General features: G+C 65.8%; 20 protein-coding genes. 10 read left to right on the forward strand and 10 right to left on the reverse strand.

Going from position 1 to position 17,803, the window contains the following annotated elements; genetic code table 11:
• Nucleotides 1-35: 35 nt before the first annotated feature.
• Nucleotides 36-527: a pyridoxamine 5'-phosphate oxidase family protein gene (locus MYCSP_RS06045; RefSeq protein WP_083013822.1), complete on the reverse strand. Its 492-nt coding sequence runs from the start codon at nucleotides 525-527 to the stop codon at nucleotides 36-38.
• A gap of 19 nt (nucleotides 528-546) precedes the next feature.
• Between MYCSP_RS06045 and MYCSP_RS06050 the strand changes: the two genes are divergently transcribed.
• From MYCSP_RS06050 to MYCSP_RS06060, 3 genes are all read left to right on the forward strand, one after another.
• Nucleotides 547-891: a DivIVA domain-containing protein gene (locus MYCSP_RS06050; RefSeq protein ID WP_162266209.1), complete on the forward strand. Its 345-nt coding sequence runs from the start codon at nucleotides 547-549 to the stop codon at nucleotides 889-891.
• Complete coding sequence (locus MYCSP_RS06055; protein WP_070913337.1) at nucleotides 881-1,471, forward strand: DNA-3-methyladenine glycosylase I; 591 nt, start codon at nucleotides 881-883, stop codon at nucleotides 1,469-1,471. Before MYCSP_RS06050 ends, MYCSP_RS06055 begins: the two co-directional genes overlap by 11 nt.
• Nucleotides 1,472-1,592: 121 nt before the next feature.
• Nucleotides 1,593-1,760 (forward strand): DUF3117 domain-containing protein, encoded by a 168-nt coding sequence (locus MYCSP_RS06060; protein ID WP_005059648.1) that lies wholly within the window; start codon nucleotides 1,593-1,595, stop codon nucleotides 1,758-1,760.
• Nucleotides 1,761-1,779: 19 nt separating this feature from the next.
• On the opposite strand, the gene glgA is transcribed toward MYCSP_RS06060, so the two are convergent.
• Nucleotides 1,780-2,943: a glycogen synthase gene (gene glgA, locus MYCSP_RS06065; RefSeq protein WP_207547429.1), complete on the reverse strand. Its 1,164-nt coding sequence runs from the start codon at nucleotides 2,941-2,943 to the stop codon at nucleotides 1,780-1,782.
• A 207-nt stretch (nucleotides 2,944-3,150) separates the two neighbouring features.
• Here glgA and glgC point away from each other — a divergent pair, with 207 nt between their 5' ends.
• A complete protein-coding gene (glgC, locus tag MYCSP_RS06070) occupies nucleotides 3,151-4,365 on the forward strand; it encodes a glucose-1-phosphate adenylyltransferase (protein WP_083013820.1) in 1,215 nt (404 codons plus the stop codon).
• A gap of 4 nt (nucleotides 4,366-4,369) precedes the next feature.
• Here the strand turns inward: glgC and MYCSP_RS06075 are convergent, their stop codons facing one another.
• The 5 genes from MYCSP_RS06075 to MYCSP_RS06095 form a co-directional block, all read right to left on the reverse strand.
• Nucleotides 4,370-5,044: a methyltransferase family protein gene (locus MYCSP_RS06075; RefSeq protein ID WP_070913339.1), complete on the reverse strand. Its 675-nt coding sequence runs from the start codon at nucleotides 5,042-5,044 to the stop codon at nucleotides 4,370-4,372.
• 12 nt (nucleotides 5,045-5,056) lie between these two features.
• The gene (locus MYCSP_RS06080; RefSeq protein ID WP_088413398.1) at nucleotides 5,057-6,679 is read right to left on the reverse strand and encodes an ABC transporter permease; all 1,623 of its coding nucleotides are present in this window, start codon (nucleotides 6,677-6,679) and stop codon (nucleotides 5,057-5,059) included.
• Nucleotides 6,676-7,581: an ABC transporter ATP-binding protein gene (locus tag MYCSP_RS06085; RefSeq protein ID WP_083013818.1), complete on the reverse strand. Its 906-nt coding sequence runs from the start codon at nucleotides 7,579-7,581 to the stop codon at nucleotides 6,676-6,678. Before MYCSP_RS06085 ends, MYCSP_RS06080 begins: the two co-directional genes overlap by 4 nt.
• Nucleotides 7,578-8,222: a TetR/AcrR family transcriptional regulator gene (locus MYCSP_RS06090; RefSeq protein WP_070913342.1), complete on the reverse strand. Its 645-nt coding sequence runs from the start codon at nucleotides 8,220-8,222 to the stop codon at nucleotides 7,578-7,580. Before MYCSP_RS06090 ends, MYCSP_RS06085 begins: the two co-directional genes overlap by 4 nt.
• Nucleotides 8,223-8,344: 122 nt before the next feature.
• Nucleotides 8,345-8,956, reverse strand: coding sequence for an O-methyltransferase (locus MYCSP_RS06095; RefSeq protein WP_234795600.1), 612 nt, complete (start codon nucleotides 8,954-8,956; stop codon nucleotides 8,345-8,347).
• Between the two features lie 209 nt (nucleotides 8,957-9,165).
• On the opposite strand from MYCSP_RS06095, the gene sigE reads away from it, so the two are divergent.
• From sigE to tatB, 4 genes are all read left to right on the forward strand, one after another.
• Entirely contained in the window at nucleotides 9,166-9,936 is a 771-nt protein-coding gene (sigE, locus tag MYCSP_RS06100; RefSeq protein WP_083013816.1) for an RNA polymerase sigma factor SigE, read from the forward strand.
• A gap of 110 nt (nucleotides 9,937-10,046) precedes the next feature.
• Nucleotides 10,047-10,490, forward strand: coding sequence for an anti-sigma E factor RseA (gene rseA, locus MYCSP_RS06105; protein ID WP_083336295.1), 444 nt, complete (start codon nucleotides 10,047-10,049; stop codon nucleotides 10,488-10,490).
• A 9-nt stretch (nucleotides 10,491-10,499) separates the two neighbouring features.
• The gene (htrA, locus tag MYCSP_RS06110; RefSeq protein WP_070913345.1) at nucleotides 10,500-11,978 is read left to right on the forward strand and encodes a serine protease HtrA; all 1,479 of its coding nucleotides are present in this window, start codon (nucleotides 10,500-10,502) and stop codon (nucleotides 11,976-11,978) included.
• Nucleotides 11,978-12,388 carry a Sec-independent protein translocase protein TatB gene (tatB, locus tag MYCSP_RS06115; protein WP_070913346.1) on the forward strand — a complete coding sequence of 137 codons (411 nt, stop codon included), beginning with the start codon at nucleotides 11,978-11,980 and terminating at the stop codon, nucleotides 12,386-12,388. Before htrA ends, tatB begins: the two co-directional genes overlap by 1 nt.
• Before the next feature lie 28 nt (nucleotides 12,389-12,416).
• Here tatB and MYCSP_RS06120 read toward each other — a convergent pair whose 3' ends face one another.
• Nucleotides 12,417-13,553, reverse strand: a complete 1,137-nt coding sequence (locus MYCSP_RS06120) for an Mrp/NBP35 family ATP-binding protein (protein WP_088413399.1) — start codon at nucleotides 13,551-13,553, stop codon at nucleotides 12,417-12,419.
• Between the two features lie 23 nt (nucleotides 13,554-13,576).
• Nucleotides 13,577-14,860 (reverse strand): lytic transglycosylase domain-containing protein, encoded by a 1,284-nt coding sequence (locus MYCSP_RS06125; protein WP_070913347.1) that lies wholly within the window; start codon nucleotides 14,858-14,860, stop codon nucleotides 13,577-13,579.
• Nucleotides 14,861-15,187: 327 nt separating this feature from the next.
• Between MYCSP_RS06125 and MYCSP_RS06130 the strand changes: the two genes are divergently transcribed.
• The gene (locus MYCSP_RS06130) at nucleotides 15,188-16,138 is read left to right on the forward strand and encodes an oxygenase MpaB family protein (RefSeq protein WP_083013815.1); all 951 of its coding nucleotides are present in this window, start codon (nucleotides 15,188-15,190) and stop codon (nucleotides 16,136-16,138) included.
• A gap of 36 nt (nucleotides 16,139-16,174) precedes the next feature.
• Nucleotides 16,175-17,134 (forward strand): HpcH/HpaI aldolase/citrate lyase family protein, encoded by a 960-nt coding sequence (locus MYCSP_RS06135; RefSeq protein ID WP_088415475.1) that lies wholly within the window; start codon nucleotides 16,175-16,177, stop codon nucleotides 17,132-17,134.
• Here MYCSP_RS06135 and MYCSP_RS06140 read toward each other — a convergent pair.
• Nucleotides 17,131-17,772: a DUF4190 domain-containing protein gene (locus MYCSP_RS06140; protein ID WP_070913350.1), complete on the reverse strand. Its 642-nt coding sequence runs from the start codon at nucleotides 17,770-17,772 to the stop codon at nucleotides 17,131-17,133. The two genes, MYCSP_RS06135 and MYCSP_RS06140, sit on opposite strands and share 4 nt — an antisense overlap.
• Between the last annotated feature and the right edge of the window lie 31 nt (nucleotides 17,773-17,803).

A 17,803-nucleotide genomic window follows, 5' to 3' on the forward strand; every position in this document is an offset into this window, starting at 1 on the left:
TAGATCGCCCGCACCCGGTATGCACTCGAGGATGCTCAGGTCTTCTGGATCTCACGTTCTCCCGCGGCGGGTGACCACACGGTGACGATCATGTGGTCGTCGTCGAGACGTACCGCCGAGGCTCCCTGGATGTCCGCGACATAGAACGGTGCGAACCGTCGTCCGCGCAGATCGAATCCGATGGTGGCGTAGAGATGTTCGGCGAAGGCGGCGTGTAGGTCGATGTCCTGCTCGTCGTGCACGATGCCCCAAACCTTCGCGTCACCCTCGCCGATGTGGGTGTCGACGGTGGCGGTGTGCAGCTCGAAACGGGGATCACGGGCAAGATCTGCGAGCTTGGCGGTACCGGGCATGCCGCCGACGATGAGCCGACCTTGAAAGATGCGTGGTTCCATCGGGCTGATCCGCGGGGCCCCGCCGCGGCGGAGGGTCGACAGGAAGCACAGGTTGCGCGTGGCGGCGTGGCGGCGCCGAAACACTTCGGCGATGGTCGGAGCCTGCCGCGTGAACTCGTGCCAGGAGGTCATGGCCCCACGGTAGGTCGCGATGTCGGACCTCGCTGGCAAGATCGGTGTCGTGACGTTCGCACTGACGTATCTGCTGGTTCTCATCGCGGTGGCCGCGGTGTTGTTCGTGCTCGGCTCGATGCTGTTCGGTCGTGGGGAGGCGCTGCCCCCGCTGCCCAAGGGCACCACTGCCACCGTGCTGCCTGCCGAGAAGGTGACGGGCACGGATGTGGATGCCGTCAAGTTCTCCCTGGTGTTCCGCGGGTACAAGGCCAGCGAGGTCGACTGGGTGTTGGATCGGCTTGCCCGTCAGATCGACGAGTTGCGCGCCGAACTCGACGAGGCGCAGGGCGTGCGAGCCAGTGTTGAAGCCGATGCCCGGTAAGGAGCCCTCGCGCTGCTCCTGGGCCGTGGACCCGGCCGGGTCCACGTTGTATGCCGACTACCACGACAACGAATGGGGACGCCCCTTGTACGGGCGCGACGCCTTGTTCGAGCGGCTCTGCCTCGAGGCGTTCCAGAGCGGCCTGGCCTGGATCACCATCCTGCGTAAGCGCGAGGGCTTTCGGCGCGCATTCGACGGGTTCTCGCCGGAGAAGATCGCCCGGTATGGCGAGAAGGACGTGGCCCGGCTGATGGCCGATGCCGAGATCGTGCGGAACCGCGCCAAGATCGATTCGGCGATTTCCAACGCCCGCGTGGTGCTGGATCTGGACACCGATCTTTCGGACCTGTTGTGGTCGTTCGCGCCGAAACGCCGCGCCCGGCCACAGCGCATTTCGGATGTGCCGGCGGTGACCGACGAGAGCACCGCAATGGCCAAGGAACTCAAACGCCGTGGGTTCCGTTTTGTCGGCCCTACCACGGCATATGCGCTGATGCAGGCCACCGGGATGGTGGACGATCATGTGCGGTCCTGCTGGGTTCCACGGACCGAAACTGCACCCGCCGTACAGTCCAGTTGAGGGTCTGCTGTCCCCAGATGCTCGCGATAGGGAACAATGGTCCAGTGAAACGGCAGCTCAGATAGGGAACAATGGTCGGAGATGCCGAACACCCTTGGCTGGAATTTGGAGGGAGCACACGATGGCGGCCATGAAGCCCCGAACAGGCGACGGTCCTCTCGAGGCTACGAAAGAGGGACGCGGAATCGTCATGCGCGTGCCACTGGAAGGTGGCGGTCGCTTGGTGGTCGAGCTGACCCCCGATGAGGCTGCCGCGCTCGGCGACGAACTCAAGAACGTCACCAGCTAGGCCCACAGCCCTCCGGGCGCTAGCCGCAGACTTTTTGATAGATCTGCAGCGTCATTTCCGCGATGTGCGCCCACGAGAACTCTTCGATACACCGCGCTCTTCCGGCGTTGCCGAGTTCGGTGGCCCGCGCGGGGTCCGCGACCAATGCGTTGACCGCGTCGGCAAGACCCGCCTCGAAGGCCGCCGATTCGCTGCTTTCGTAAGCCACCAACGTGCCGGTGACACCATCGGCAACCACCTCAGGTATCCCGCCGACGCGCGAGGCCACGACGGCTGTACCGCAGGCCATGGCCTCAAGGTTCACGATGCCCAACGGTTCGTAGATCGACGGACACACAAAAACCGTTGCCGCGGACAGCACTTCCCGCAGCTTGGAAGCGGGCAGGAATTCCCGCACCCAGTGCACTCCCGGCCGGGTTGCCGCAAGTTCGGTCACGGCACCGGTGATCTGCTCGGCGATCTCTTGGGTGTCCGGCTCGCCTGCACACAGGATCAGCTGAATCTCGGGGGCGAAGCGGTGCGCGGCGGCCACCAGGTGCGCGAGCCCCTTCTGCCGCGTGATCCGCCCGACGAAGACGACAATCGGACGAGACAGATCCACGCCCAGCTCGGCGAGCACCGATCCTGGTTGGGTGATCGCCTCGGCCGGATCCACCGGATACCAGGTTGTGGTGTCGATTCCATTGCGCACCACGTGAATCCGCTCGGGATCCAGGTCGGGGTAGGTCTCCATGATGTCCTCGCGCATCCCGCTGCTGACCGCGATGACGGCGTCCGCGGCGTGTATCGCGGTGTGCTCCACCCACGATGACACCCGGTATCCGCCGCCCAGCTGTTCGGCCTTCCACGGCCGGCGTGGCTCAAGGGAGTGCGCGGTCAGCACGTGCGGGACGTCGTACAGCAGCTTGGCCAGATGTCCGGCCATGCCGGTGTACCAGGTGTGTGAATGCACCACCGTGGAGCCGGCGGCCGCCGCCGCCATCGCGAGGTCGGCCGACAGGGTCGTCAACGCGGGATTGGCGCCGTCCAGCGCCGGGTCGGGCCGGTGAACGAAGGCTCCGTCGCGCGGTGCACCCATGCAGTGCACGTCGACGTCGCACAGTGCGCGCAGCTGAGCCACCAACTCGGTGACGTGGACGCCCGCCCCGCCGTACACCTCGGGTGGATACTCCCGCGTCATCATCGCGACCCGCGTCTTGGATGTGCCGCTAACGCGAAGACCCTCGGTCGTGGATGAGCCGCGTGCGCGAAGACCGTCGGTCATAGCCACGACCGTAGTAGGTGGCCCCGACGGCCGCTGCCTCTGGCTCTTCACGCTAGCGGCTCATCGCCGGCCCGCCACGGGGTGTAGCGCTGGCCGCTTCTGCCGAGTGCCGATAGGTTGATTGCTATGAGGGCATCGCCACACGTTCTGGGGATCGTGCTTGCCGGCGGTGAAGGCAAGCGGCTCTACCCGTTGACCGCCGACCGCGCGAAACCGGCGGTGCCCTTCGGCGGCGCGTATCGCCTCATCGACTTCGTGCTGAGCAACCTGGTCAACGCGCGGTTCCTGCGCATTTGCGTTCTGACCCAATACAAGTCGCACTCGCTGGACCGGCACATCTCGCAAAACTGGCGGCTGTCGGGCCTGGCGGGGGAGTACATCACCCCTGTTCCCGCGCAGCAGCGGCTCGGTCCGCGCTGGTATACGGGCAGCGCCGATGCCATCCACCAGTCCCTGAATCTGATCTTCGACGAGGACCCCGAATACATCGTGGTGTTCGGTGCCGACCACGTGTATCGGATGGATCCCGAGCAGATGCTCGACTTTCACATAGAAAGTGGAGCAGCGGTGACCGTGGCGGGAATCCGTGTGCCGCGGACCGAAGCAAGCGCGTTCGGTTGCATCGACGCCGACGACACCGGACGCATCCGCGAGTTCGTCGAGAAGCCCGCGGATCCTCCCGGCACACCGGACGATCCCGATGCGGCCTTCGTGTCGATGGGGAACTACATCTTCACCACCAAGGAACTCATCGACGTCATCCGTGCGGATGCCGAAGATGACCACTCCGATCACGACATGGGCGGCGACATCATTCCCCGGCTGGTGGCCGATGGCCGTGCGGCGGTCTACGACTTCAACACCAACCTGGTGCCGGGAGCCACCGAGCGTGATCACGCCTACTGGCGCGATGTCGGAACGCTCGACGCGTTCTATGACGCACACATGGATCTGGTGTCGGTGCATCCGGTGTTCAACCTGTACAACCGGCGTTGGCCCATCCGTGGTGAATCGGAGAACCTGGCTCCCGCCAAGTTCGTCAACGGTGGTTCGGCCCAGGAGTCGGTGGTGGGCGCCGGCAGCATCGTGTCAGCGGCCTCGGTGCGCAACTCGGTGCTGTCCTCCAACGTCGTCATCGACGACGGCGCCGTCGTGGAGGGCAGCGTGCTGATGCCCGGCGTGCGGGTGGGCCGCGGTGCTGTTGTCCGGCACGCGATTCTGGACAAGAACGTGGTGGTCGGTGTGGGCGAGCAGGTTGGCGTCGACATCGAGCGCGACCGCGAACGGTTCAACGTCAGCGCGGGCGGCGTGGTCGCCGTCGGCAAGGGCGTATGGATTTAGCCGCTCACCACACCAACGGCACCAGACGGCTGCGTACCTTCTCGGTGTACTCGTCGTAGCCTGGCAGGTCGTGCCGCAGCATCTTCTCCTCGTCCAGGATCCGGACCACCAGCGAGGCCGCGGCCGGAATGACCGCTAGCAGGCCCCAATACGATCCCAGCGCCAATGGCATACCCACCATCATCATCAGCGAGCCGGTGTACATGGGATGGCGAACCAGCCCGTACAACCCGGTCGACGTGACGGTCTGTCCGGACTCGACGGTGATGCTGGCCGCCGCATAGTTGTTCTGGGCAACCACCAGCGTGGCGGCGCCCAGGCCGACGATCACCATCACCTCGCCGACGATCACGAGCCAGGTCGGTACGTGTGACCAACCGAACCGGTGATCGAAGGCGCTCACCACGACGAGTGCCAGGAACGAGCTCAGCAGCACCGTGACCGCCAGCTTCTGCACCGGGCGAGTCTCTGCGATGGGACCGCCACGTAAACGTCGCTGCAGCACTGCGGGATTCGAAGTGGCCAGGTAAATCGACGAGATCGCGGAGATGATCGCGAAGATCGCCAGGAAAGCCCAGGCCTGCCAGTAGTCGAATGTGCCCGCGGGCCAGAACAGTGCCGCACCGAAGACCGCGAGGCCGACGATGCCCGAAACAAATGCCTGTACACCAGTTTTCATGATCTTCCTTTCTCAGATCGCATCACGACGGTGGTAGATCTCGCCCGCGGCTGCGGTGAGCCCGGCGCCGATCGTTATGAGGACGAACATGGTCAGCCAGGGATACTCCACGGGTGCACTGACACGCATCACCGGGGACAGCGTCACGATCCAGGATGGGAGCTGCAGTATTCCGGCGTAGAGCATGCTGACGGAGAATGCCACCACGAGCCAGCCAATCCAGCTGTGCCGCAGGGCGACCCCGACGGCCGCGATGCCCGCGACCACCATGAGGGCGGGAACCTGTGCCAGTGCCGCGAGGGTGAGGCGCCACACCAGATCTGGATTGTGCAATGTCGCGGCAGCACCGAGCCCGCCGCCCAGACCGGCGATCAGCATCAGGAGTGCGCTGCCCATGACCGTTACCGCGACCGCGGACAGTATCCAGTTCCAGCGTGAGACCGCGCGCGCCAGTACTGCTTCGGTGATACCCGATTGCTCATCCTTGGCCAGCTTCACGATCGCCGAGACCACATACGCGGTTGCCGCGATGGCGAGCACCTGATTGAAGGTGGCGAAGATGCTATCGAGTCCGTGGGCCTGGAATGCACGAGCCAACAGTGGGTTGGTGTCGATCGAATCGCGCAGGCTCTTGGCCATCGATCCGAATGCCATACCGGCCAGAAAGATTCCGGTCCCCCAACCGGTGAGCAGTCCGCGCTGCAGCTGCAGGTTGAGGCCGAACACGGACTTGATCTCGGGTGCGTTCGCATTCTCGCCGCGCGAGGGCAGTACCCCGGCGTCGTATTGTCGATGCCCTTCGAGCATGTGTGCGGTCAGCATCAGCGCAACGGCGGCGCCCACCAGGAGCAGGAAGGGCCACCAGCGCAGGTCGACGAACGGCCGCATCTGCTGGGCCCATGCCAGGGGCGAGAACCAGCTCAGCGCGCTGCCCTTGTTGTCGATGATGTCGCCCACTCCTCGAACCAGGACCGCTGCTGCGAGCGCCGCCATCGCGACGCCGCTGGCTGCCCTGGCGGTGCGCCACAATTGCGACGTGACGGCCGCCACCCCGGCGAAAACCATGGAGGCGCCGGTGATTCCGAGGCTGATTGCAAGGCTGTCGGCAATATCGAATCCCGCCGCGGACAAGGCGATGGTCATCGCACCGGCGAGGACGGCATTCATCAGTCCGACCACGACGAGCGCCGCATAGGTGCGGGCCTGGTGGCCGATCACGGCCGACATCACCAGCTCGGCACTGCCGGACTCTTCCTCGGCGCGGGTGTGGCGGATGACGGTCAGGATGGACATGATGGCCGCGGCGGCGATCATGACCGTCATCAGTTCGTTGGCGACCATGACGCCCACATCGGTCTCGTTGACGCCGAAATTGGGCCCACCCATGATGATTCCAGCCGGGGTCTTCATCATGGTGACCCGTGCCATGCGATCGGCCGTTGTCGGGTAGATCGACGTGAACGCCAGCGGCGTATAGGTCATCAAGAGCGTCAACCAGCCCACCCACATACAGATCCGGAATCTGTCACGACGCAACGCCAACGCGATCAGCGTGCCGATGCCGGTCAGTGGCTGTCGAGGGCTGCCATCCGAAATGGGATGGCGGATGGGCAGGGTCGCGAATTCGGTAGTCACCGCGGGACACCCTGGTACTCGCGCATGAACAGCTCTTCGAGCGACGCGGGAGCCACGGTGAGGTCGACGATGCCGAGGCTTGCGAGTTGCTCCATGGTGCGGTCGAGGTCGCTGCGATCCACGGTGAATGAGGCTCGGTTGCCGCCGATGGCGACGTCGTGCAATTGCGGGATGGATTTGAGCCCAGAGGGGTTGGCCAGGGTGCGCACCGTGACGGACGTCCGCATGAAGTGTCGCAGTTCTGCCAGGGAGCCGGAGAGCACCGTGCGCCCGGCACGCACGATGGTCACCCGATGGCATAGCTTCTCCACCTCGGCCAGGATGTGGCTGGAAAGCAGGACCGCGCAGCCACGAGAGGCCACCTCGGCCACACACTCTTGGAAGACGGTCTCCATCAGCGGGTCGAGGCCAGATGTCGGCTCGTCCAGGATGAACAGCTCGGCGTCGGAGCAGAACGCGGCGATCAGCGCCACCTTCTGCCGGTTGCCCTTAGAGTAGGTCCGGGCCTTCTTGGAGGGGTCGAGCTCGAAACGCTCGATGAGTTCGTTGCGCCTGTGCAGGGAAACATGTTCGGCGCCGCGCATTCTGGTGAGGAAGTCGATGGCCTGCCCGCCGGTGAGGTTGGGCCACAAGGTGACATCCCCTGGTACGTAGCCGATGAGTCGATGCAGTTCCACCGCGTTGACCCAGGGGTCGCCCCCGAAGAGTTGCACCGTGCCGGCCTCGGCGCGCAGGAGGCCGAGTAGTACCCGGATGGTGGTGGACTTGCCGGCGCCGTTGGGTCCCAAGAATCCCGCCACCTCACCGTGCGCCACCGATAGGTCGAGCCCGTCGAGTGCCCTGTTCTTGCCGAAAGACTTGGTCAGTCCCCGTATTTCGACCGCAAGATGGGGGTAAGTCACTTCGAATCTCCTCCGTTGTGAGAGCTATCCTGTTGTGCGGCAAAGGCATCGAGCATGGTGGAGTCGGTCATCAGGCCCTCTGTGTAGATCTCGATGGCCGGGAACATCAGCTCCTCGGAGTACCGGCGCAAGATGGTGCGCAGGTCGTCGTTCGGAAACATCTGTACGTAGACGGTCAGTGCGCCGACGCCGGTCAGTGATACCCACAAGGCCCGCCCCTTGGGATCGCGGCTGGGTTTGATGGTGCCCGCGTTCACACCGTCGTCCAGATACTTTTCGGCATCGTCGATGGAGCGCTGCAGAAATGCGCGGCCGGGTTCTCCGCCCGACTGCACGCTGTGTAGCAGGTACCTGACCATCGGTGCGAAGGTCTCGATCTCGTCGATGGCGTCGAGCCAGACCTTGGGGTCATTTGAGGTGATGGTGCGGGACTTCTCCGAGCGGATGTACTCCAGCAGGTAGTCGTCCACGGACTGCCGAAGCCCGTCCTTGGATCCGTAGTGGTGAATGACCAGCGCGGGGCTGACTCCTGCCGCATCGGCGATGGCGCGGACGCTGGCGCCGAATCCCTGCTCGCCCCACAGCTTGATGGCGGCCTCTCGGATCCGGGCGACGGCGGTGAGGTCATCGACTGAACGCATGTTTAGGACACTAAACATGCGTTCAGTAGAAAGTCAAGCATCTACCACCTGAGCGCGAGAGCGAGCACAAAACACCGGGTGTGAGCAGCAGCGTGCTCACACCCGGTGGGAGAGTGGACTATCTAGTCGCGGGTGGCCGCCAGCAAGCCATCGCCCAGTGGGATCAGCACCGCGGTGAACCGGCCGTCGTCGGCGATGATGCGTGCCGCTTCGCGCGCGCCGACCACATCGGGATCGTTGGCACTCGGATCACCTGCGCGCCCACCGGCCGACACCCCGTGGATCACCACGGCGCCGCCCGGCCGCAGCAGCCGAATGCCCCCGGCCAGGAAGTCGGGTTGATCTGCCGGTGCGGCATCGATGACGAGCAGGTCGTAGGACTCGTCGGCCAGTCGGGGCAGGACTTCTTGGGCCCGGCCACCGATCAGCCGGGTGCGCGACGGCGCGATGGCAGCCTCCGAGAAGGCCTGCTTGGCGCTGCGCTGGTGCTCGGGTTCCAGGTCGATGGTGGTCAGTACGCCGTCCTCGCGCATACCTGAGAGCAGCCACAAACCGCTGACCCCCGCACCCGTACCCACTTCGACGACGGCCTTACCGCCGGATAGACGTGCGAAGACACTCAGGAGAGCGCCCACCGCGGGCGTCACCGGGCCAGCACCCAGGTCAACGGCACGTTCCCGCGCGGCGGCGACTATGTCGTCTTCGGAGATGGCGCCCTCGGCATGGCTCACCATCGCCTCGACGCGGGATCGATCTGCGCTGCTGGTCACGGTTCGATCCTGTCGAGCGGGAGTGAATCTGTCCTGCGACACGCCGAACTCCGAGACGATCGAGCGGGTTTCTTGTGCGGATATCCCCGGTGAGACCGGATCGAGACCGCATTCTCAGGAAGAGTTAAGTTAGCTCATAAGAGACCCACACCTCGGTGGTAGAGGGTCAATGCATGTCGCGATCCATCCTGAACCAGAGCCTGAGTGCCCCGCGTCTTTCCGGGAATAACACCGATGGCATCTGGGTTGACCAGGCTGACAGTCTCCCCATCGGGGGTGAGGCCGCCACAACCGAACAGGAGGAACACGCGATTTCGCTTACGCGTATCAGCGAGCCCGAGTACACAGACTTCGTCGAGGCCGTCAACCCTGACGAGCTATCCGGGACCGCAGTATTCGACGCCACCGGAGACCAGGCGGCCATGCCGTCCTGGGACGAATTGGTTCGTGAGCATGCCGACCGCGTGTACCGCCTGGCTTACCGCCTTTCCGGCAACCAGCAGGACGCCGAGGACCTGACTCAGGAAACCTTCATCAGGGTGTTCCGGTCGCTGCAGAACTACCAGCCCGGCACCTTCGAGGGTTGGCTGCACCGCATCACCACCAATCTGTTCCTGGACATGGTCCGTCGCCGCGGACGCATCCGCATGGAGGCCCTGCCCGAGGATTACGACCGCGTGCCTGCGACCGACCCTGATCCGGAGCAGATCTACCACGATGCTCAGCTGGGCGCCGACCTGCAGGCCGCGCTGGACTCGCTGGCACCGGAGTTCCGTGCCGCCGTGGTGCTGTGCGACATCGAAGGTCTGTCCTACGAGGAAATCGGTGCCACTCTCGATGTGAAGCTCGGCACCGTGCGTAGCCGTATTCACCGTGGCCGGCAGGCCATCCGTGAGTACCTGGCCGCACACTCCTCGACGTCCGCACTCGCGGCCGCCGAGTAGCGCGCGACACCATTGGTGCAGGTTGGTACGCAATGAGTACATTCGCGCGCTATCTTCGAGTTAGGTCGGCACGTGTCCGCCGGCCGTTCCGGATCGAAGGGAGCGTCGCCGTGGTGGATAGCGGCTCGTTCCGGCGGGCGTTCTCGAGTTTCTCGTCGTTCTCGCGGCTGCCCTCCCCGTTCGCCTCGCAGAGTGAGGCGCCGGTGGGCGCTCCGCGCCAGTTCGGATCGACCGAGCATCTGTCCACCGAGGCGATAGCGGCGTTCGTGGATGGCGAACTACGGATGAGCGCGCACCTGCGTGCGGCACACCACCTGTCGATGTGCGCCGAATGCGCACTGGAGATCGACGCTCAGCGCCAAGCACGCAGTGCACTGCGCGATTCCGGGGCTATCCGGGTGCCGGGCTCGTTGCTCGGGTTGCTCAGCCAGATTCCGCACATTCCGCATGAGGCCGCACCGCCGCAACCGTCAGCACACGATGGCGACTTGCCGCCCGCACTAGGAAATGACGCGGTGCGGCCAGATAGCCGAGTACGTCGTAAGCGCCGGTAGGGTGGGCCGGTGACCGCAAATCAGGACACCGCCCCCCGGTTGGCGCCGCGCCCGGTTGACCGGCCGCCCGTCGATCCGGCTTCGCAACGGGCTTTCGGCCGTCCTTCGGGGGTATCCGGTTCGTTCCAGGGGGCAGACAAGTACCGAGATCAGGGGGAGTACACACCGCGGGTCGGTCCTCCCGACCCGGTGCTGGCCCAGGCCTTCGGACGGCCCGACAACACCACCACGTCCTTGCAGCGCCACCCCGCTGACGCAGGCAAGCTCAATGCCGTCGACGAGGGGTCCGACGCCGCCGAAGATCCGTGGCGCGACCCCACGGCGCAGGTTGAGCTGGGCAGGCCCGCGGTCACCAAGGCCCCACTCGCCGTATCCGGTGCCCCGGCGCCGAAGTTGGGCGTTCGCGACGTTCTGTTCGGCGGCCGGGTGTCCATCCCGGCGCTGGCCATCCTTGCCGCCGTCGCCCTGCTGATCGGCTTGGTCGGTGGCATCATCGGCCGCAAGACGGCCGAGGTGGTGCAGGCTTTCACCACCTCGAAGGTCACCTTGACCACCGATGACAGCACCCAACCCGACGAGTCCCGCTTCACCGCTGTCGCCAACGCGGTCAAGAGTGCGGTGGTGACCATCGAGGCCAGCTCCGATGACGAGGTGGCACAGGGCTCGGGCGTCGTCATCGACCCCAAGGGCTACGTCATCACCAACAATCACGTGATCTCCGACGCCGCGAAGAACCCCGGAAAGTTCAAGATCGAAGTCATCTTCAACGACAGCAAGAAGGTGCCCGCCAATCTCGTGGGGCGCGACCCGAAGACGGATATCGCGGTGTTGAAGGTGGACAACGTCGACAACCTGACGGTGGCGCGTCTCGGTGACTCCGACAAGGTCGCGGTGGGCGCCGAGGTCATCGCCTTCGGTTCTCCGCTGGGTCTGCGCAGCACGGTGACCAGCGGCATCATCAGCGCGCTGCATCGCCCGGTGCCTCTCTCCGGTGAGGGCAGTGACACCGACACCGTGATCGACGCACTGCAGACGGACGCCGCCATCAACCACGGCAACTCCGGTGGTCCGCTGATCGACATGAAGTCTCAGGTGATCGGGATCAATACCGCTGGAAAGTCGTTGAGCGACAGTTCCAGTGGCCTGGGGTTCGCCATTCCGATCAACGAGGCTGCCGAGGTCGCGCAGACGTTGATCCGCGACGGCAAGATTGTGCACGCGACGCTGGGCATCAGCAGCCGCACGGTCAGCAATGCGACCGCCACCGGTGCCGAGGTGGCCAACGTCAAGGCCGGCAGCCCCGCCGAAAAGGGTGGCATGCTGGAGAACGATGTCGTCGTGAAGGTAGGCAACCGGACGGTGGCCGATGCCGACGAGTTCGTGGTCGCGGTGCGGCAGTTGAAGATCGGGCAGGAAGCCACCATCACGGTGCTGCGTCAGGGTCGTCCCGTCGAGCTCAAAGTTACTCCCGGTCCAGACGGCTCCTGATGTTCGGCAGTGTCGGCTGGGGCGAGCTGTTAGTCCTGTTGGTGGTGGGGCTGGTGGTCTTGGGGCCGGAGCGGCTTCCCGGGGCGATTCGGTGGACCACCGAGTCCCTGCGCAAGGTCCGCGATTACGCCAGCGGCGCGACGGCCTCCCTGCGGGAAGAGCTGGGGCCGGAATTCGACGATGTGCGCAAGCCGCTTGCCGAGCTGCAGAAGCTGCGCGGTATGACTCCTCGCGCCGTCATCACCAAACATCTTCTGGACGGCGATGATTCGGTGCTCGATTCATTGACCAGGCCGCTGGACGACGTGAAGAAGGCGGTCACCGAGCCGGTGACTTCGCCGGTCGCCAATCCTGAGCTCACCAAGCCGGCGGAGCCCGGTCCGACGCGTTACGACGCCGACGCGACCTGACGCTCCCGTTGCCCCCGGGTAGGTGGGGCTAGTTCCGGCGGGCGGTATCGATGTTCAGCGACATGCCCGCGAGCCCGCGGCTGCGCGTGGAGAGCTTGTCTGCGACCGCGCGAAGGGTCTGGCCTGCAGCCGAATCCGGCTGGCTGAGCACGATCGGCAAACCGTCGTCGCCGCCCTCGCGCACCGCGGGATCGAGCGGGATCTGGCCCAGCAGCGGCACTTTGGTGCCCACCACTCGGGTCAGGCTTTCGGCGACGGTGTCGCCACCGCCGGACCCGAACACCTCCATGCGGGTGCCGTCGGGCAGCACCAGCCAGGACATGTTCTCGACCACGCCGACGATGCGCTGACGGGTTTGGGTTGCGATCGCCCCCGCACGCTCGGCGACCTCGGCCGCGGCCTGCTGCGGTGTGGTGACCACCAGAATCTCGGCACCCGGGATGAGCTGGGCCACCGAGATCGCGACGTCACCGGTGCCGGGCGGCAGGTCCAGCAGCAGCACGTCCAAATCGCCCCAGAACACGTCGGCCAGGAACTGCTGCAGGGCACGGTGCAGCATCGGCCCGCGCCACACCACCGGGGTGTTGCCCTGGGTGAACTGGGCGATCGAGATGACCTTCACGTCATGGGCCACCGGGGGCAGGATCATCCGCTCCACCTGGGTGGGGCGATCCGAGGTACCCATCATGCGTGGTACCGAATGGCCGTAGATATCGGCGTCCAGCAGCCCGACCGAGAGTCCCTTCGCCGCCATCGCGGCCGCGAGGTTGACTGTGACGCTTGATTTTCCGACGCCGCCCTTACCCGATGCGACTGCGTACACACGAGTGAGTGAGCCGGGCTGGGCGAAGGGGATGACCGGTTCGGGGCTGTCGCCGCGCAACTGCTTGCGCAGCTCGGTGCGCTGCTCGTCGTTCATGACGTCGAGCTGCACCCGCACGGTGCCCACGCCGTCGACATCGGCGGCGGCCTGCGTTACCCGCTCGGCGATCTCAGCCTTCTTCGGACACCCGGAGGTGGTGAGGTAGATCCCGATCTCGACGTTGTGGGCGTCGTCGAACGTGATGTCCTTGACCATCCCCAATTCGGTGATGGGACGGCGAAGTTCGGGGTCGATTACCCCGGCGAGTGCGCTGCGCACGGCCGTGGTGAGCTCGGATGTCACTACCCGAGTCTAGGACGTGCCGTTTAGGGCTTTGGCGCTGCCGGTGCAGGCGCAGGTCCAGGGGCCGGTCCCAACTCCACCGGGGGCGGGGGCGGGGCAAACGGGTTGAACGGCTGCGGTGTCGGATTCGGTGCGAACGGATTGAACGGTTCGGCCGGGGGCGGCGGTGGCGCGAACGGGTTGAACGGCTCGGCGGCGGGGGGAGGCGGCGGTGCACAGAAGAACATGCACGGTGCCTGCGGAGCCTCGGGTGCCGGTTGTATTGCTCCGGGAGGGCCCACGACCCCGACCCGGTCGGGCGTCAGGGGGGTGACGATCGGCAGCTGGGCCAGCGGGTCATTAGGTGACAGGCTGGCGACGTCGGTGACCGAACCCGGGCCCAGCCCGCGGGACTCGCCCCCGCCCAGGTGGGCCTTGCGTTCGGGGGCCACATCGGCGGCGGTCAGCGGCGGCAGATTGAGGGGAATCACGCCGGTGGCGTAGCCGGCGGCCCAGGCGAGCACGTTCTGCGCGTAGGCCACCGAGTTGTTGTAGCGCAGGATGGCCGACATCGTTTGCGCGCGATCCCGCAAATTCAATCCACCGCTGCACAAATAGCGGGCGGCGGCCAGGCTGGCATCGAAAACGTTCTGTGGGTCGGCCTTGCCGTCGCCGTCGCCATCGGAGGCGTAGTGGTTCCAGGTGCTCGGCAGGAACTGCATGGGTCCCATGGCCCGGACGTACACCCGCGAACCCTGAGACAGGCTCTGCTCATGGTCGACGATGACCTCGTTACCCGGCAGGGAGCCGTCCAGGCTCGGGCCGTAGATGGGGCGAACCACGCGGCCCTTCACATCGGTCGCACCGTTGTTGGCGTGGCCCGATTCGATCCGCCCGATGCCCGCCAGCAGATTCCAGCTCACACCGCAGCCCGGTGCGGCCTTGGCCATCATGCGCTCGGCGTTCTGATAGGCGTCGAGCGCGATCTTCGGAATGCCAAGTCCCCCGGGAGCCATCACGATTCCCGGCGGCGGAGGAGCGATCGCGGCGCTCGGCGCGACGCGGTATTGGGTCGGCGGACGCACCACGGTGACCAGGTTCAGCTGACCCGTTTCGGCCTGTGCAGAGGCGGCGGCCGCCATCGGAATCGGAACGGGCACCACCGCCTGACCACTGACCTCGGCACTGCTTGCCGCCACCGCGGAGCCAACGATCACCAGGGCGCTGAGCCCACCAACCCGTATCCAGGGCACCGAGGTGGCTTTGACGCGCCGCGCCGCGCCGCGGGCATGGTTCACCGACGTCGCAACCCAACCCGGAAGCTCCACTCGGTCCCTCTCTTTGGGCCCCGTTTCTCGGGCCCCGGCCGTACTCCTGGGTCCCATCTGTCGGCACCCATTCTGACCTATGTAGTCGTGACGGATGTGACCGATGTGAACCGGAGCAACCATACCGGCGAGATGTCGGTCCGGTTGCAAAATGGGCAAACCCCAGTCAGCTTCGGGCCACCGACGAATCCGGCGTGAGCACGCCGCGTTCGTCCGGGTGCGCGGCGAAAAATGGGCGGGTGGCTATCTCGAGCCGCGCGAAGCCCTCGTGATCTGACTTACAGTCAGTATCTAGACGTAAACATAATCAATTGATAGCGTTACAGCATGACCGCATCACCGGACGTCGCCGTCCACTGGGAACTTGGTTCGGATCGCCCTCGCGAGGACCACGGCTTTTTCGGCCCCGGTTCGCCGACGTGGAAGGTGTGGACCAGCCCCACCGCGCTGATCGGGTTCCAGCGCTCGGTGGTACTGGAGCACTTCGAGCCTCATCTGGCCGCCGCGGTGGCCGATGCGGCCGGCATCTATCGGGATCCGCGCGGACGGATGGACGGGACTCTCGCCTACTTCCTGATCGTGGCGACCGCCGATTCGCGGACCGCCGTCGAGGCCTCTGAGCATCTGCAAAAGGTGCACGCGCGGTCCAAGGGCGTCGACCCGGTCACCGGAACGCGGTACAGCGCCAATGACCCGGCCTCGCAGCTGTGGATCCACGTCACCGGTTGGCATTCGGTGCTCAAGTGCTACGAGGTGTTCGGCCCCGGGCCGCTGAGCCCGGCGGAGGAAGACCGGTACTGGTCGGAGTGTGTGATCGCCGCCGAACTGCAGACCGTCAACCCGGCCGACGTCCCGCGCTCGCGCGACGAGGTGCGGGAGTACTTCACTCAGATGCGTCCCAAGCTGTGCACCTCGGAACGCGCGCAGCAGGCCATGCACTATCTGCTGCGCACCCCACGGTCGGGCAACAGCAATCTGCAGTTCTGGGCGATCAGCCGACTGCTGGCGCCGGCGACCATCGCGACCCTGCCGCGCTGGATGCGGGAGCTGGGTCAGTTCGACCAGCCGGGGATCGTCGACGCCGCCTACCGCCCGCTGGTGTCCGCGGGGATGCGCATCGCCAGTGTGCCGAAGGTGGAGACATCGATTCTGCGGCAGAGTCTTCCGATGACCCACACCGCGCTGCGTGACTTCTACAAGGCCAAGACACCCCTGCGTCCGATCACGCTCACACCGGTGGAGGCCAAGGAGAGATACGGGAGGCGCGCCACCGCGTAGAGCGGCGCTTTACGCTGGCTAGCTGTGGCAGCTCCCTTGCATCGTCCGTACCGTCCACGTCGGACCACCCTTGCCGTTCCCGGCAGCAGTCAGAAGATGATCGACAAGGCGAAAACCCTTGCCGCGGACGAGATCTTCCTGGACCTTGAGGACGCCGTGGCGGCTCCCGCCAAGGTGGAGGCTCGTCAGCGGATCGCCGACGCCCTGAACGCGCCCGGCTGGTCCGGGCAGCTGAGATCGGTGCGCGTCAACGACTGGACCACCGAGTGGACCTACGCCGATGTGGTGGAGGTTGTTTCGCGGGCCGGCGCCAATATCGACAACATCCTGCTGCCCAAGGTCACCGGCGCCTCACACGTGACGGCATTGGATCTGCTGTTGACCCAGATCGAGCGATCGCACGGGCTTGAGGTGGGCGCGATCGGCATCCAGGCACAGATCGAGAATGCCGAGGGGCTCGCCAACATCGACGCGATCGCCTCGGCCAGCCCACGCGTGCAGTCGTTGGTCTTCGGGCCCGCGGATTTCATGGCCAGTCTCGGCATGCGCACGCTGGTGGTCGGGGAACAGCCGCCCGGGTATGACGGCGAGGCGTATCACCACGTGCTGATGACCATCCTGGTTGCCGCGCGTGCCCAGGGAATCGATGCGATCGACGGCCCCTATCTGAAGGTGCGCGACGTCGATGCCTTCCGGGTCGCCGCGGGCCGCTCGGCCGCACTGGGTTTCGACGGGAAGTGGGTGCTGCATCCCGCGCAGGTTGAGGCGGGCAATGAGATCTTCAGCCCGCGCCAGGAGGACTACGACAGGGCGGAGCTGATCCTGGACGCCTATGAGTGGCATACCTCGGTTGCGGGCGGTGCGCGCGGTGCGGTGATGCTCGGGGACGAGATGATCGACGAGGCCAGCCGCAAGATGGCGCTGGTGATCGCGGGCAAGGGCCGGGCCGCGGGTATGACGCGGCAGGCGCCCCCTTACGCGCCGCAGACGGGCTAGTAGGACCCCGAGCTGCCGCTACCGCCGGAGGCGATGCCGATGACGATGATCAGCAGCCAGAACGCGATGACGGCGCCACCGATGATGATCCCGGCGATGGCCACACCCTTGCCGTCCTGCTGTGAGGTCTTGAGCTGGTTGAGCGCGATGATGCCCATGATGACGCCGGCGATCGATCCGACGCCGCAGAAGACGCCAGCGATCGAGGCGATCAGAGATCCGATGGCCAGTCCGTTGGTACCGCCGGTCTGCCCGTATGCGCCGTACCCGTAGGGGTCGGCGTAGCCGGGCGGCGGGTATCCGGGGTATCCGCCGGTGGCCGGATACCCCGCTGGCGGATACGCGCCCGGTTGCTGTCCCGACTGATACGGGGGATAGCCCTGGCCGTACTGCGGATAGGCGGGCGGCGCCGTCGGATACGGCGGTGGAGCCGTGGGGTACGCGGGCGGAGCGCTCGGGTAGGCGGGGTAGGCCGGAGGAGCTCCGGGGGTCTCCCAGGCCGGTGGAACGCTCGGAGGTACCGGGTTGGCGGCGGAAGTGGGATCGACCGGCGGGCTGGACTTCTCCAGGGACGGGTATTCGTACCCGGACGAGGCGTCAGGGCTGGTGCCGGAGGGTTCGTTGCCCGGGGTAGTCATGGCGCAAACCTAGCGTATCGAGGGCGTTCCC

Source organism: Mycobacteroides saopaulense (assembly GCF_001456355.1).
Lineage (GTDB): Bacteria > Actinomycetota > Actinomycetes > Mycobacteriales > Mycobacteriaceae > Mycobacterium > Mycobacterium saopaulense.

Coding starts and splice junctions, on each gene's coding strand:
- MYCSP_RS06045 (WP_083013822.1), bottom strand. CDS start 527: ATGACCTCCTGGCACGAGTTCACGCGGCAGGCTCCGACCATCGCCGAA.
- MYCSP_RS06050 (WP_162266209.1), top strand. CDS start 547: ATGTCGGACCTCGCTGGCAAGATCGGTGTCGTGACGTTCGCACTGACG.
- MYCSP_RS06055 (WP_070913337.1), top strand. CDS start 881: ATGCCCGGTAAGGAGCCCTCGCGCTGCTCCTGGGCCGTGGACCCGGCC.
- MYCSP_RS06060 (WP_005059648.1), top strand. CDS start 1,593: ATGGCGGCCATGAAGCCCCGAACAGGCGACGGTCCTCTCGAGGCTACG.
- glgA (WP_207547429.1), bottom strand. CDS start 2,943: ATGATGACGCGGGAGTATCCACCCGAGGTGTACGGCGGGGCGGGCGTC.
- glgC (WP_083013820.1), top strand. CDS start 3,151: ATGAGGGCATCGCCACACGTTCTGGGGATCGTGCTTGCCGGCGGTGAA.
- MYCSP_RS06075 (WP_070913339.1), bottom strand. CDS start 5,044: ATGAAAACTGGTGTACAGGCATTTGTTTCGGGCATCGTCGGCCTCGCG.
- MYCSP_RS06090 (WP_070913342.1), bottom strand. CDS start 8,222: ATGCGTTCAGTCGATGACCTCACCGCCGTCGCCCGGATCCGAGAGGCC.
- MYCSP_RS06095 (WP_234795600.1), bottom strand. CDS start 8,956: ATGGTGAGCCATGCCGAGGGCGCCATCTCCGAAGACGACATAGTCGCC.
- sigE (WP_083013816.1), top strand. CDS start 9,166: ATGTCGCGATCCATCCTGAACCAGAGCCTGAGTGCCCCGCGTCTTTCC.
- tatB (WP_070913346.1), top strand. CDS start 11,978: ATGTTCGGCAGTGTCGGCTGGGGCGAGCTGTTAGTCCTGTTGGTGGTG.
- MYCSP_RS06130 (WP_083013815.1), top strand. CDS start 15,188: ATGACCGCATCACCGGACGTCGCCGTCCACTGGGAACTTGGTTCGGAT.
- MYCSP_RS06140 (WP_070913350.1), bottom strand. CDS start 17,772: ATGACTACCCCGGGCAACGAACCCTCCGGCACCAGCCCTGACGCCTCG.